The organism is Mycobacterium sp. EPa45, from assembly GCF_001021385.1.
In the GTDB taxonomy this organism is placed as follows: domain Bacteria; phylum Actinomycetota; class Actinomycetes; order Mycobacteriales; family Mycobacteriaceae; genus Mycobacterium.
The window spans coordinates 3,369,482-3,383,597 of the sequence record NZ_CP011773.1 but is presented as its reverse complement, the minus strand read 5'-3'; the positions used below and the strand labels follow the sequence as shown (position 1 = coordinate 3,383,597).

Sequence of the window (14,116 nt, the reverse complement as noted above, 5' to 3'; positions counted from 1 at the left end):
CGCCTACTGGACAATCGAACGATGATGCGCGCCGTCCGCTCGATCCAGGGGTCAGCCACCGTCGTCGACGTGGACGAGCCCACGGGTGTGTGGCCGGTCCTCGAGGTCGGGTCGGCCAGCATCTGCGGCAGTGACCTCGGCATGCTGTCGTTCAGCCTGCCGGTCACGATTGGTCACGAGATCGCCGGAACCGTGGATGGCCAGACGTACTGTGTCGAACCGACAGTGGGCTGCGGGCAGTGCGATCAGTGCGGCGGCGGGTCACCGCAGCGGTGCCGGGGACGCGCGCCGCACGGGCTGCTCGGGGTCGCATTCGACGGCGGTCTCGCCGACCGCGTCCGGGTGCCAACCGAGTGCCTTGTCCCGCTGCCCGCCGGCCTGCCCGTGTCCGACGCCTGCCTGGTGGAACCCCTCGCGGTCTCCTGGCATGCGTTGCGCAAGGTCGGCGCCGGGTCGACCGACCGGGTGCTGGTCGTCGGCGGCGGCAGCGTCGGGTTGCTGGCCGTTGCCGCGGCCCGCGCCATGGGCCTGGAGGTCGACCTGCAGGCCCGCCACCCGCATCAGATCGAAGCCGGCGAGCGACTCGGCGGCGGAGCCCCGAAAGGCGAGTACGACGTCGTCGTCGAGGCGGTGGGCTCCGACGAGGCGGTGGCCGACTGTGTGCGACAGGCCGTGCCGGGCGGCCGGATCGCGGTAGTCGGTGTCTCGCACGGAGACCGAGCGATTCCCGGCATCCCGTGGATGCTCAAGGAACTGACGCTGACCGCCTCCATGTGCTACGACCGCAAGCCCGGCGGTCGTGAATTCATCGACGCGGCAGCGGCATTGGCGGCGGACCCGGAAATCGCGGCCACGGTCATCACCCACCGCTTCCCTCTGGCCGACGCTGCGGAGGCATTTCGCGTTGCGGGCGACCGCCGAAGCGGAGCCATCAAGGTCGTGCTGGAGCCCTAGAGCGTCACCGGCATCGCACCGACATGCCAGATCTCGTCGGAGTACTCGGCGATGGCGCGATCCGAGGAGAATCTGCCGCTGCGCGCGGCGTTGAGGATCGACATCCGCGACCACGCGTCGGTGTCCTGCCACGCGGCGCTGACCCGCGCCTGGCAGTCCACATACGAGCGATAGTCCGCGAGCACCAGGAACGGATCGTGGTGCAGCAGGTTGTCGAGCAGCGGCCGCAACACCTCGGTATTACCGTGGGTGAAGGTGCCGCCGGCGAGGAGTTCAAGCACCTCGGCCAGCTCGGGGTCGCGCTCCACGAAGCTCGTCGGCTGGTAACCGCCGGTTTTGAGTTCCTCCACCTCCTCGACGGTGAGGCCGAACAGGAAGAAGTTCTCGGGGCCGGCTTCCTCGCGGATTTCGACATTGGCGCCGTCGAGCGTCCCGATGGTCAACGCGCCGTTGATCATGAACTTCATGTTCCCGGTGCCGGATGCTTCCTTGCCGGCGGTGGAGATCTGCTCGGACAGATTGGCCGCGGGGTAGATGAGGTGGGCGTTCTTGACGTTGAAGTTCGGCAGGAACACCACCCGCATGAACCGGTTGACGTCGGGATCGTTGTTGACGGTGGCGCCCACAGCGGTGATCAACCGGATCATCCGCTTGGCGATGAAGTAGCCGGGTGCCGCCTTACCGCCGAAGATGAACGCCCGCGGCGCGATCGCGAAGCCCGGGTTGCGCTTGAGCCGGTTGTACAGGGTGATGATGTGCAGCACGTTGAGGTGCTGACGCTTGTATTCGTGGATGCGCTTGACCTGGATGTCGAACATCCAGGTCGGGTCGAGTTCGATGCCGGTCGCGGAGTGCACGTACTCGGCGAGTCGACTCTTGTTCGTGCGCTTCATGTCTCGCCAGCGCTGCCGGAACTCAGGGTCGTCGACGTAGGCCTCGAGTCGGCGCAGCTGGTCCAGGTCGGTCAGCCAGCCATCGCCGACGGTCTCATCCAGTAGGGTCCGCAGACCAGGGTTCGACAACGCCAGGAATCGCCGAGGCGTCACACCGTTGGTGACGTTGCCGAAGCGCTCCGGCCACATCTCGTAGAAGTCTTTCAGCACACTGGCTTTCAATAACTCGGAGTGCAGTGCAGCCACGCCGTTGACGGTATGGCTACCGACCGTGGCCAGATGTGCCATCCGCACGCTCTTGCCGCCGTCCTCACCGATGAGCGACATCCGCCGTGCCCGTTCCTCATCGCCGGGGAACCTGGTAGCCACCTGCTCGAGGAATCGGCTGTTGATCTCGTAGATGAGTTCCAGGTGCCGGGGCAGGGATTCGCCGAAAAGGCCCAGTGGCCAGGTCTCGAGCGCCTCGGGCAGCAGCGTGTGATTGGTGTAGGCAAACGTGGCGGTGGTGATGTCCCACGCCTCGTCCCAGCCCAGGTGGTGCTCGTCGATCAGCAGGCGCATCAGTTCGGCGACTGCGATCGAGGGGTGCGTGTCGTTGAGTTGGATCGCCCACTTGTCGGGCAGGGCGCTCAAAGGCAGCCGGGCGCGCTCGGTGTGGATGCGCAGGATGTCCTGCAGTGACGAGCTGACGAAGAAGTACTGCTGCTGCAGGCGCAACCGCTTGCCCGCTTCCGGCTCGTCGTTGGGGTAGAGCACCTTGGAAATCTTCTCCGAGAGAACCTCGTCCTCGACGGCCTTGTAGAAGTCACCGGTGTTGAATGCGTCCAGCGCGAAGGAGGAGACTGATCGCGCACTCCACAGGGTCAGTGTGTTGCAGGTGTTCACCCCGTAACCCTGGACCGGGGTGTCATACGAGACGCCCTTGATCACCCGCCGGGGAATCCACCGCACGCGATGATTGCCTGCCACATCCTCGTACTGTTCGGTGCGTCCGCCCCAATTGACCAAATAGCTGGCATCGGGTTTGTCTATCTCCCAGGGGTTTCCGGCCACCAACCAGTTGTCGGTCTTCTCGACCTGCCAGCCGTCCTGAATCTCCTGGTCGAAAATGCCGAACTCGTAACGGATCCCGTAGCCGATCGATGGCCGCTGCAGGGTGGCCAGCGAGTCGAGGTAGCAGGCGGCCAGCCGGCCGAGGCCGCCGTTGCCCAGCCCGGGCTCCTCCTCACAGGCCAGGATCGCGTCGAGGTCCTGCCCCAGGGCGGCGAGCGCGTCGCGGGCCTGGGTCTCGATGCGCAGGTTGAGCAGGTTGTTGCCGAGTTGGGGGCCCATCAGGAATTCGGCGGACAGGTAGCACGTCACCTTCGCGGGGCCGTGCAGCAGATCCTGGGTGGTGGCCATCCAACGTTGTTGCATGCGGTCACGCACGGCCAGTGCCAGCGCACGATAGTAGTGCTCTGCGGTCAACACACTCGGCGGACGGGCGATCGAGTAAGCCAGATGGTCGGCGATTGCGCGGCGCAGCGCATCGGCCGACAACCCGGTGCGGCTGTGTTCATCCGGCCGCGCTCCGATGCCGTCGTGGTCGACGACATCTCCCGGCGCATTGCTGACGACATCCGTCATTGCGTTCTCCTGCTCGGCGGACCGCTTCTCGATCCGTGCGGGACACGCAGTCTGGCATCGCCGTATTTCGGCGAGGCGAGGTCCATGAGTCAGTCCCGTGAACTGTTGCCGCCACCCCTACGATCACGGTCATGACGACTTTGGAGAACCGGCCGAACAGCGCACTGCTCGTCGTCGACGTGCAGAACGACGTTGTGGCCCGGGCTCACGACCGAGATCAGGTTGTCGCCAGGATCGCCGGACTGGTCGACAGTGCGCGAGTGGCCGGTGTTCCCGTGGTCTGGGTCCAGCACGCCGACGCGGAACTTGTTGCGGGAACCGAGCAGTGGCGCATCGTCGCCGACCTGACGCCGGCGGGGACCGAGCCGTTGGTGGCCAAGAATTATGGCGACTCGTTCGAGGACACCACCCTGGAGGCGACGCTCGCCGGGTTGGGGGTCGGTCATCTGGTGGTGGTCGGCGCCCAGACCGATCAGTGCGTTCGCTCGACAATTCACGGGGGCTTGGTGCGCGGCTATGACATCACCCTCGTCGCCGACGCTCACACCACCGAGGACCTCTCCCAATGGGGCGCCCCGCCACCCGATCAGGTGATCGCACACACCAATCTCTACTGGTCACACCAGGCGGCACCGGGCCGAACGGCTCGCGCGATAGCCGCCGCCGAGATCCTCTGGTAATCGCCACCGCCGGGCGCGCCCGACGTATACATTCTTTCAAAAGTGTTCACTGCGCAAAGTTGTTCACTGCCGCTGAGCCGCAAGCAGATCGGAAATGACGATGACGTCGACAGTTCAATCGAAGAGCCGGCCGCTCGGGCTGGCCCGCGGAATGCGTGATCTGGTGGTGGCGCGGGCCGGTGAGTCCGAACGGCTGCGCACCATCGCCCCGGCGGTCGTCGAGGAGATGTGGGCCAGCGGGCTGATGTCGTCGTTCAATCCGGTCGCGGCGGGCGGGGCGGAGCCGTCGTTCGCCGAGATGATCGAGACGTGGATCGAGATGGCCTGGCAGGACGGGTCGTTCGGCTGGATCGGGATCGCCAATCTGCCGTCGTCGTTCGCGGCCGCGTGCTATCTGTCCGACGAGGGCTTCGCGGACGTTTTCACTGCGAACGACAATCGCGTCACGATGGGCGGCCAGTTCTTTCCCAACGGCTCGGGCGTGACCGTCGACGGCGGTTACCGGCTGACCGGCTCGTGGAGTTTCGGGTCGGGCACCGGCCACTCCGAATACGTCTGCGCCGGGTTCTTCCCGATGGTCGACGGCCAGCCGGTGATGGGTCCCGGGGGACTGCCCGACATGCAGGTGGCTGTGATCCCCCGCGACGAGGTGGTCTTCAAGGACGGCTGGCATGTCCAGGGTCTCAAGGGAACCGGCTCCTACGACTACGGGGTCGAGGATGTTTTCGTCCCGGCCTGCCGGACGTTCGCGCTCTTCTCCAGTTCCCCGTACCGGGGCACTTCGCCGGCCACCCGGATGGGACTCATGCCGGTGACCGCGGCCGGTCACGCGTCTTGGGCCCTCGGAGTCGCCAAGAGCATGCTCGACGATGTCGAGGATCTGGCGGCCACGAAGTTCCGGATGAGCGACATGGCCTCGCTGGCCAGCCGCCCCACATTCCAGAAGGGATTGGCCCACCATGTCGCGGCGTGGCGTGCGGCGCGGCTCCTGGTGCTCGATGCGTTCGGAACCGCCGAGGCCGCGGTGGCTGCCGGCGAGCCGCTGACGCCCAGGTTGCGCGCTGATATGCGGGTGGCCGCCGTGTATGCCACCGATGTGGCGCGCGAGGCCGCCGAGTGGGCGCACCTCGCGGCGGGGACCACCTCGATCCGGGAGGGCAGCCGCCTCGAGCGCGCGTTCCGTGACATCTACACCGGCACCCAGCACGCGTTCATCAGCGAGAAGGTGGCCATCGACGTGGCCCAGATCTGGCTCGGCATCATCGAGGATCAGCCGGGGTTGTGACGCCTCGGCAGTTCTCTCGCGGAGCCGGTGATGCCGCGCTAGTGTCAATTGGTTATGACCGACTGGTCCGATCCGCGGCTGCCGAGGAACCAGACGAGTAGTCCTCGGCAGCTCAAACGGTTGAGCCGGAATTTCGCCGGAGTCGGTGTCGGGATCCCGCCCGAACGGCTGCAGCAGATCGCCATGGGGCAGGCGGCCACCGAGGACGAGTTGGTCGACGTGACGTTCGCGCTGACCGCGACGCAACTCCGCAGCGAGCAACGTCGGTCCAAAGTCACCCGCGCCCAACGGAGTTGCGTGCGCGGCGTCATCGTGTTCGCTGCGATCCTGATCGCCATCAACGTGCTGATGTGCCTGGGGTTGCTGCTGTTCGTCCTGACCCAGCACACCACCCCCTACTGAATTCTCAGCCGGTCACATACCCGTCGGCGACGCCCAGCGCCTTGTCCAGAATGGCCAGGCCCTCGGCCACCTCGACGTCGGTGATGTTGCAGGCCGGCACCGCGTGGATCCGGTTGAAGTTGGCGAACGGCAGCAGGCCACCGGACTTGCAGGCCGCGAGCACCTCGTTCATCGCGGGGCTGGAACCGCCGTAGGGCGCCAGCGGTTCCCGGGTCTGCTGGTTGGCCACCAACTCGATCGCCCAGAACACGCCGAGGCCGCGGACCTCACCGACCGACGGGTGGCGGGCCGCCAGCTCGCGCAGACCGGGGCCGAGCACCTGCTCGCCGATCCGGGCGGCGCCCTCCACCATGCCCTCGTCTTCCATCGCGTTGATCGTCGCGACCGCCGCACCGCACGCCAGTGGGTGCCCCGAGTAGGTCAGCCCGCCCGGGTAGGCGCTGTCGGCGAATGTGGAGTAGATCGCGTCGTTGATGGCCACCCCGCCGAGCGGCACATACCCCGACGTGACGCCCTTGGCGAATGTGATGAGGTCGGGCACAACGTCAAAGTTCTGGATTGCGAACCACTTTCCGGTCCGGCCGAAGCCGGCCATCACCTCGTCGGCGATGAACACGATGCCGTGGCGGTCGCAGATCTCCCGCACACCGGCCAGGTAGCCGGGCGGCGGCACCATGATGCCGGCGGTGCCGGGCACCGACTCGAGGATGATCGCGGCGATCGACGCCGGACCCTCGTGCTGGATCAGCCGCTCCAGGTAGTCCAACGCCCGCTCGGACTCCTGCTGCTCGGTCTCAGCGAAGAAGGAGGAGCGGTACAGGAAGGGGCCGTTGAAGTGCACGACGCCCGAACTCGCGTAGTCGTTGGGGTAGCGGCGCGGGTCACCGGTCAGGTTGATCGCGGTGTCGGTGCCGCCGTGGTACGAGCGGTAACGGGACAACACCTTGTAGCGCCCGGTGTGCAGGCGGGCCATCCGGACGGCGTGCTCGACGGCGTCGGCACCGCCGTTGGTGAAGAACACCCGGTTCAAATCACCGGGGGTGCGCTCGGCGATCAGTCGCGCGGCCTCGGAGCGGGCCGCGTTGGCGTGCTGCGGAGCGATCGTGCACAGCTTGGCGGCCTGCTCGGCGATGGCGGCCACGACCTTCGGATGCTGATGCCCGATGTTGGTGAACACCAACTGCGAGGAGAAGTCGAGCAGCTTGTTGCCGTCGCCATCCCAGACGTAGGAGCCTTCCGACGCGACGATCGTCATCGGCTTGATCTGAGCCTGCGCCGACCACGAGTGGAAGACGTGCTTGCGGTCGAGCTCGTAGGCCCGCGCGGCTTCGGCGCGGGCGGTGTCGAGGTCTTGGCCGTTGGGCAGCAGGTGGGAATCAATAGTCGTCATAGACGCCTCTTTCGAGCTCAGGAGTTCTGCGGGAAGCCGAGGTTGATGCCGCCATGGGAGGGATCGAGCCACCGCGTGGTGACCACTTTGCCACGGGTGAAGAAATGCACGCCTTCGGTGCCGTGGGCATGGGTGTCGCCGAACAGCGAACTCTTCCAGCCGCCGAAGCTGTAGTAGGCCGTCGGCACCGGGATCGGCACGTTGATGCCGACCATGCCGACCTCGACTTCGTTCTGGAACCGACGGGCCGCACCACCGTCGTTGGTGAAGATCGCGGTGCCGTTGCCGTAGGGGTTGGAGTTGATCAGTTGCAGCGCGTCGTCGTAGGTGTCCACCCGGACCACCGACAGCACCGGCCCGAAGATCTCGTCGGTGTAGACGCTCATCTCCGGCGTGACGTTGTCGATCAGGGTGGGGCCCAGCCAGAACCCGTCGGACTCTCCGTCCACGGCGGTGCCGCGGCCGTCGACGACGATGGTGGCGCCGTCTGCCTGGCCGGCCTCGATGTAGGAGGCCACCTTGTCGCGGTGGGCCTTGGTCACCAGGGGACCCATGTCGGTGTTGCGGGTGCCGTCGCCGATCTTCAATGACCGTGCGCGCTCGGCGATCTTGGCCACCAGCTCGTCGGCGATCGGGCCGACGGCAACGGCGGCCGAGATGGCCATGCAGCGTTCACCGGCCGAGCCGAAGCCCGCGTTGATCATCGCGTCGGCGGCCAGGTCGAGGTCGGCATCGGGCAGGATCACGGCGTGGTTCTTGGCGCCGCCGAGGGCCTGCACCCGCTTGCCGTGTTGGGTGCCGGTGGAGTAGACGTACTGGGCGATCGGCGTGGAGCCGACGAACGAGACCGCCTTGATGGCCTTGTTGGTCAGCAGCTCGTCGACGGCGACCTTGTCGCCCTGCAGGACGTTGAAGACACCGGCCGGCAGACCTGCCTCGGCCCACAGGTTGGCGATCCACAGCGCCGCCGACGGATCCTTCTCGGAAGGCTTGAGCACCACGGTGTTTCCGGCGGCGATGGCGATCGGGAAGAACCACATCGGCACCATCGCGGGGAAGTTGAACGGGCTGATGACGGCCACCGGGCCCAGCGGCTGGCGGATCGAGGCGACGTCGACGTTGGTCGAGGCGTTCTCGGTCATGCCGCCCTTGAGTAGATGCGGTATGCCACAAGCGAATTCGACGACTTCCTGACCACGGGCGACCTCGCCGAGGGCATCGGACAGCACCTTGCCGTGCTCGGCGGTGATGATCGCGGCGAGTTCCTCTTTGCGCGCGTTCAGCAGCTCCCTGAATTGGAACAGCACCGAAACGCGCTTGGCCAGCGACGTGTCGCGCCAGGCCGGGAACGCGGCAACGGCGGCGTCGATGACCGCGCGGGCGTCGGCGACGTCGGCGAGCGCGACCTGGCCCGTGACCTGACCGGTGGCCGGGTTGGTGACGGCTGCCGTCCGGTCACTGCCGCCGGCGAAGTTCTTGCCGTCGGCCCAGTGGGCGATGGTGCGGACGCGGGTGTTGGGCGCGGTAAGGGTCATACCTACGATTCTGCGACGTAAAACACCTGCGTGATGTCGACGGTATGTAAGCAGAAACAGTAACAGTATTACACTGTGTCAATGCAGCTGACCCTGGCCGAGATCCTCGAATTGCCGTCGGTGCGCCGCGGTGAGCCCGAGGTGGTGTGTAGCGGGCCGATGGATCACCCGGTGCGCTGGGTGCACGTCAGCGACCTCGCCGACCTGTCGGGTCTGCTGACCGGCGGAGAACTGGTCCTCACCACCGGGCAGGCGCTGGCCGACCCGGTCCGGCGGGACGCGTATCTGCCCGGCCTCGCCGAGGCCGGCGCCGTCGGGGTGGTGATCGAGCTCGGACTGCACGTCGACCGGCTTCCCGACCCGGTGCGCGAGATCGGGTCCGAGCTGGCGCTGCCGGTGATCGTGCTGCACCGGCCCGTGCGCTTCATCGACGTCACCGAAGAGGTGCACCGCAGGATCGTCGCCGATCAATACGCCGAGTTGGCGTACGCGCAACGGGTGCACGAGGCGTTCACCGCGTTGAGCATGCGGCGCGCATCGGTTGACCAAATAATCAGTGCCGCAGCCGAAATGCTCGACACTCCGGTGGTGTTGGAGGACCTCAATCGGCAGGTCCTTGCGTTTGACCGGTGGGGCGTCCCGGTAAAGGAGCTGCTGGCCGATTGGGAGCGGCGATCGCGCTTGGCGGGCGGTGAGGTGTGGTCGGCGTGTCCGGTCGGGCCGCACCGCGAGCAGTGGGGCCGGTTGATCGCACCGCGGATCGCGCCGGCCGATGACCGCGCGGTGATGACGTTGGAGCGTGCGGCGCAGGCATTGGCCCTGAATCGGATGGTCGAACAGAATCGCAGCTCACTCGAGCTGCGTGCACAGGGCGGCCTCGTCGACGACCTGCGCCGCGGCCGGATCACCGACGAGGCCGAGGCCACCGCCCGCGCCCATGCCCTGGGGCTGCGGCCGGCGCTGATCTATGTTCCGATGGCGGTGCGGCTGGGGGAGAGCCCGGGCGCCGATCAGGTGGCGATCGCCCAGCGGCGGGTGCGCACGCTCGACGCGATCATGCACACCGTGCGGGTCGCCGGTCATACCGGTCTGGCAGCCACTCGCGACGACGGCCAGATCGACATCGTGTTGGCGCCGCAGCGCACGGGCACTCTCGAGCAGGTGTGCGCCGCGATTCGCCGCGCGGTCATGCGTCTGGACGGGGTGAGCGGATGCGCCATCGGCGTCGGGCCGGAGTCCAGCCGGCTGGTCGACGCGGTGGGCGGTCTACGCGAGGCGGCCCACGTCGCCGAGGTTGCTCTGTCGATGCCCTTGCAGGACAAGCCGTTTCACCGGGTCGCCGACGTCCGGTTGCGCGGCTTGCTTTCGCTGATCCGGACCGATCCCCGCGTGCAGGCGTTCGCCGAGACCGAGCTGGCCGGGCTGTTGGCGCATCGCGCCAAGCACGGCGACGAGGCGTTCGACCTGCTGCGGCGCTTCCTCGAGGCCGGCGGCAACAAGGCCGAGCTGGCCAGGAAACTGCACATGTCGCGGCCCACGCTGTACGCCCGGCTGGATGCCCTCGAGCGGATTGTGGGCCTCGATCTCGACGACGCCGAGTCCAGGACGTCGCTGCACGTCGCGATGCTGACCCTCAACGCGGCGGGGGAGTAGCGCTCGTGTCCGGCGCGTTCTCCGCGGGATCCTCGGCATCGCGGCGTTCGTCCTTGAGCCGCTCCTTGCTTCGGAGCAGCCGCAACAGCGTCACCAGCACCAGCCCGCCGGCGAAGTTGCCGAGCAGGGTGTACCAGAACCACCCCAGCCAGTCGAGGTAGCCGAACGGCGCCTCGCCGGTCGCCAAAGCCCCAAAGATCAACAGCGAGTCCAAGATCGAGTGGAACAGCGCAAGTCCGGCCAGTACGAACGCCCCGGCCACCGCGGCGGCGATCTTGCCCGGGACGGAGTCGGTGCCATGCTGCATGCGCGTCATCAACGTGATCACCATGCCGCCCAGCACCGCCAGCGCCAGCGTTTGCACCGACACCGGTGCACTGACGAAATGCTCGGCGGAGGAGATGGTCTGCTCCCTCAACTTCGGGAATGCCGCGATGATCAGCGCCATGATCACCCAGCCGCCGACGAGGTTGGCCACCAGCGTGCCGCTCCAGAGTTTGACCAGTTGACCCATGCTGGCTCGCTTGGCGGCCACCGTCGTGACCGGTACCAGGAAGCCTTCGGTGAACAGCTCGCTGCGGCCGAGCAGCAGCGCGAGGAACCCGATCGAGAACGCCAGCCCAGCCAGCAGGGGATTGTGGGTTTCGTGCAGTACGGACAGGTAGGCGAGCACTCCGATCGCGACCTCGGTGCCGCCGAAGAATCCGGTGACGAGCACTTCACGCCAGCTGCGATGCAAGCGCTGAGTGCCCTCTTCCACCATGCGGTTGAAGGCGGCTTCGAGTTCGTCCTCGATGGGGCTGTCGGTGTCGCCCAGGCTGCGCTGGCTCGTTGAACTCACGATTCGGGGTACCCGTCGGCTCCCACCCCAACACGGCACGCCGCTGAGCAGTTGCTCAACGTCCGCCCATACACTTGGCCATCGTGGGCATTCTCGTTGGCTTCGCGCCGTGGATCGTCTATTGGGTACTCGTCGGCAACGTCCCGTTCAAGACCGCGGTGCTGGTCGCCCTCGGCGTCGCCGTCATCGGGCTGGTGATGAGCCGCACCAGGAAGGCGGCCAGCCTGACCTTCGAAATCAGTGCTGTCGCAATATTCGTCGTGCTGACGGTGCTGACCTTCGTGGCGAGCCAGTCATTCATGGAGCGATGGATGCAGCCGCTGAGCAACGCAGGCATCTTCGCGGTCGCTCTGGTCGGCGCACTTGCCGGTAAGCCCTTCGTGCGCGACTTCGCCGCGGCCGGCCGCTCTGACGAGATCATCAACAGTGAGCTGTTCAAACGGATCACCTCACTGCTGACGTGGATCTGGATTGCCGCTTTCGCCGGTATGACGGTGTCTTCGGCGATCCCGCCGATCGTGCAGGGGGATGCGACCATCCTCGACACCGCGACCCCGCTGTCGTTCCTGTGCTACTGGGTCATCCCGTTCGCGCTGTTGGGTCTGGCCGCAATCGCTTCGCGCATCCTGCCCGACACGATGGTCCTCGGTGACGACGTCGTTCGCGAGACCTCCTTCGTCGCCTACAGCGAAGCGGCGATCGACGAGTTGTACTACCTGGCCCAGGAGCACGCCAACCGCGAAGTCGGAGCCGGCAAGGAGGCCTACGACGTCAAGGTCGGCGGGATGGGCATGGCCCTCACCGGTGACGACTCCCGCAAGTCGTGGCCGTCGACCTACCGGGTGCGCGACCGGCGTCGCTGAGCGCGCCCGTGTCGGGCCGCGACGGTTGCTGACCGCACGTCAGCCTTCGCAACCGATCGGGCAAGGATGCACACCACTTTGGCCACCTTTGCGTCACGATTCGGCTAAATGCCCAGCTCAGGCGCTAACCAGAGCAAGCAGCTGACTGCTATTTGCGGTAGAAAGTGACAGAAGTGACCTCTGTGACAAGGACGGAGCTTTGCTCAGAGGCGCTCGGAAGGTGGAGACGATGAAGAAGCGCATGTATGCCCTGGCGGTCAGCCTAATGATGCTGGTCGCAATCCCCGGCTTGCTGGCACCGACGGCCGGCGCCGCACCGGTGGGCCGGGATCAGTACGTCAACATGGTGATCCAGCGTGGCCTCGCCCAGCGCGGCGTGCCCTACGCATGGGCGGGCGGCGACATCAATGGACCCACCCTGGGCAAAGGACCGAGCGCAGCCGTCGTCGGCTTCGACTCGTCCGGTCTGATCCAGTACATCTACGCCGGCGTCGGCGCCAAACTGCCGCGCTCCTCGGGAGATATGTACAAGGTGGGCCAGCACGTCACCGCCGACCATGCGCTGCCGGGTGACCTGATCTTCTACGGGCCCGACGGCACCCAGAGCGTCGCGATGTTCCTGGGCAACAACCAGATGCTCGAGGTCACAGACACCGTCGTCGCAGTGTCGGCGGTTCGCGCCAAAGACATGGCGCCCTATCTGGTCCGCGTCATCGCCTGAGCGATCCCCGGGGCGTGCCGTTGATCTGCTCGACTATTTGTCGGCGCGCGGCACGCCCTTCCGGGATCGGCAGCAGCGGGTAGACGTGCACCATGCCCTCACCCTGGACGAAATCCACATCGACCCCGGCCGCCGAAGCTCTGCCTGCCAACAGGTGCGCGTCCGGATTGAGGATGTCGCGCGTGCCGGTGAAGACTGTCAGCGCCGTCAACCCCTCGAGCGACGCCGACAACGGGCTGACCAGGGGATCGTCGATGCTCAGCTCGCCCCGCCAGTAGCGCGCGTACTCGCCGATACCAGCACGGGACAGCCACGGATCCTTCGGCTCCACGGCGGAGATCTCCGGATTGGCCATCGCGGCGTCCAGCACCGGCGCGATCAGGAAGATCCGGCCTGGCTGCTTAAAGCCCTTGTCGCGCAGCCAGATTGCCGATGAGAGTGCGATCTGTCCGCCGGCCGAGTCGCCGAGCAGAACGGTCTGCCGTGGTCCCGCCCGAGATACTTCGGCACGGACGATTTCAGCGACACGCGGCACGACCTCCCCGGCGGTGCCCCACGGCACCAGCGGATAGATCGGCACCCGCACTGCGGTCTGAGTCTCGGCCGCCACCGCAGCGATCAGCCGCCAGTGCGGCGGCTCGATCTCGTTGACCCAGCCGCCGCCGTGCAGATAGACCGCCCGACGTCGCGCGCGCCCGCCGGCGGGAGACACCGTATAGACCGGCCATCCGTCGTGGACAACGGTCACCTCGACATCGTCGCGAAGCCGCGGCGGCCCGAAAGGCCGGGGGCGCAGGGCTCTATCGACGATCCGCTGACGCGCGGCGGCCACATCGGACAACGGCTTCCCGCGTCCGGTGGCGCGCAGTATCAGCGGCACCAGTCGGCTGGCCGCACTCGGCATCCGACCATTCTGGCCGAATCAGGCCACCGCTAACTCAACTATGCGCAGTCGGAGCAGACCATGCTGGTGGCGTCGGCCAGCCGGCTGCGGTGGTGCACCAGAAAGCAGCTGGTGCAGGTGAACTCGTCCGCCTGCTTGGGGATCACCCGCACGGTGAGTTCTTCGTCGGACAAGTCGGCGCCGGGCAGTTCGAAGGAATCCGCCGCTTCCGCCTCGTCGACATCGATCACGGCCGTAGCCGTGTCCTTGCGCCTTCCCGCCAGGTCTTCAAGCGATTCGTCCTCAGGCTCGGCCTGGGTACGGCGGGGAGCGTCATAATCAACCGTCATGGTCCGTGCCTTTCATTCCTTCCGCATTCGACGTCGCGTC

At 66.7% G+C, this 14,116-nt stretch carries 12 protein-coding genes and 1 pseudogene; 7 read left to right on the top strand and 6 right to left on the bottom strand.

What is annotated here, in order from left to right; translation table 11 throughout:
• Positions 1 to 21 precede the first annotated feature (21 nt).
• Positions 22 to 954, top strand: a complete 933-nt coding sequence (locus AB431_RS16165; protein WP_200902648.1) for a zinc-binding dehydrogenase — start codon at positions 22 to 24, stop codon at positions 952 to 954.
• Here AB431_RS16165 and AB431_RS16160 read toward each other — a convergent pair.
• The gene (locus tag AB431_RS16160; protein ID WP_047330785.1) at positions 951 to 3,473 is read right to left on the bottom strand and encodes a glycogen/starch/alpha-glucan phosphorylase; all 2,523 of its coding nucleotides are present in this window, start codon (positions 3,471 to 3,473) and stop codon (positions 951 to 953) included. The genes AB431_RS16165 and AB431_RS16160 overlap by 4 nt on opposite strands.
• Positions 3,474 to 3,604: 131 nt before the next feature.
• Between AB431_RS16160 and AB431_RS16155 the strand changes: the two genes are divergently transcribed.
• The 3 genes from AB431_RS16155 (at position 3,605) to AB431_RS16145 (ending at position 5,840) form a co-directional block, all read left to right on the top strand.
• Positions 3,605 to 4,153 carry an isochorismatase family protein gene (locus tag AB431_RS16155; RefSeq protein WP_047330784.1) on the top strand — a complete coding sequence of 183 codons (549 nt, stop codon included), beginning with the start codon at positions 3,605 to 3,607 and terminating at the stop codon, positions 4,151 to 4,153.
• A 100-nt stretch (positions 4,154 to 4,253) separates the two neighbouring features.
• Positions 4,254 to 5,438, top strand: coding sequence for an acyl-CoA dehydrogenase family protein (locus tag AB431_RS16150; RefSeq protein WP_047333483.1), 1,185 nt, complete (start codon positions 4,254 to 4,256; stop codon positions 5,436 to 5,438).
• 54 nt (positions 5,439 to 5,492) lie between these two features.
• Positions 5,493 to 5,840 (top strand): hypothetical protein, encoded by a 348-nt coding sequence (locus AB431_RS16145; RefSeq protein ID WP_047330783.1) that lies wholly within the window; start codon positions 5,493 to 5,495, stop codon positions 5,838 to 5,840.
• 4 nt (positions 5,841 to 5,844) lie between these two features.
• On the opposite strand, the gene AB431_RS16140 is transcribed toward AB431_RS16145, so the two are convergent.
• Positions 5,845 to 7,230, bottom strand: a complete 1,386-nt coding sequence (locus AB431_RS16140; protein ID WP_047330782.1) for an aspartate aminotransferase family protein — start codon at positions 7,228 to 7,230, stop codon at positions 5,845 to 5,847.
• 17 nt (positions 7,231 to 7,247) lie between these two features.
• Complete coding sequence (locus tag AB431_RS16135; protein ID WP_047330781.1) at positions 7,248 to 8,765, bottom strand: CoA-acylating methylmalonate-semialdehyde dehydrogenase; 1,518 nt, start codon at positions 8,763 to 8,765, stop codon at positions 7,248 to 7,250.
• An 81-nt stretch (positions 8,766 to 8,846) separates the two neighbouring features.
• Here AB431_RS16135 and AB431_RS16130 point away from each other — a divergent pair, with 81 nt between their 5' ends.
• Positions 8,847 to 10,418, top strand: coding sequence for a PucR family transcriptional regulator (locus tag AB431_RS16130; RefSeq protein WP_047333482.1), 1,572 nt, complete (start codon positions 8,847 to 8,849; stop codon positions 10,416 to 10,418).
• Here AB431_RS16130 and AB431_RS16125 read toward each other — a convergent pair.
• Positions 10,399 to 11,259, bottom strand: coding sequence for a formate/nitrite transporter family protein (locus tag AB431_RS16125; protein ID WP_047330780.1), 861 nt, complete (start codon positions 11,257 to 11,259; stop codon positions 10,399 to 10,401). The two genes, AB431_RS16130 and AB431_RS16125, sit on opposite strands and share 20 nt — an antisense overlap.
• Positions 11,260 to 11,342: 83 nt before the next feature.
• Here AB431_RS16125 and AB431_RS16120 point away from each other — a divergent pair, with 83 nt between their 5' ends.
• Together AB431_RS16120 and ripD are read left to right on the top strand one after the other, a co-directional pair.
• Positions 11,343 to 12,122 carry a hypothetical protein gene (locus tag AB431_RS16120; protein ID WP_047333481.1) on the top strand — a complete coding sequence of 260 codons (780 nt, stop codon included), beginning with the start codon at positions 11,343 to 11,345 and terminating at the stop codon, positions 12,120 to 12,122.
• Between the two features lie 229 nt (positions 12,123 to 12,351).
• A pseudogene (gene ripD / locus AB431_RS16115) lies at positions 12,352 to 12,837 on the top strand (NlpC/P60 family peptidoglycan-binding protein RipD); the annotation flags it as partial.
• Here ripD and AB431_RS16110 read toward each other — a convergent pair.
• Positions 12,833 to 13,747 carry an alpha/beta hydrolase fold domain-containing protein gene (locus tag AB431_RS16110; protein WP_047330779.1) on the bottom strand — a complete coding sequence of 305 codons (915 nt, stop codon included), beginning with the start codon at positions 13,745 to 13,747 and terminating at the stop codon, positions 12,833 to 12,835. The pseudogene ripD and the gene AB431_RS16110 sit on opposite strands and share 5 nt — an antisense overlap.
• A gap of 38 nt (positions 13,748 to 13,785) precedes the next feature.
• On the bottom strand, positions 13,786 to 14,076 hold the full coding sequence (locus AB431_RS16105; protein ID WP_047330778.1) for a DUF4193 domain-containing protein: 291 nt from the start codon (positions 14,074 to 14,076) through the stop codon (positions 13,786 to 13,788).
• Between the last annotated feature and the right edge of the window lie 40 nt (positions 14,077 to 14,116).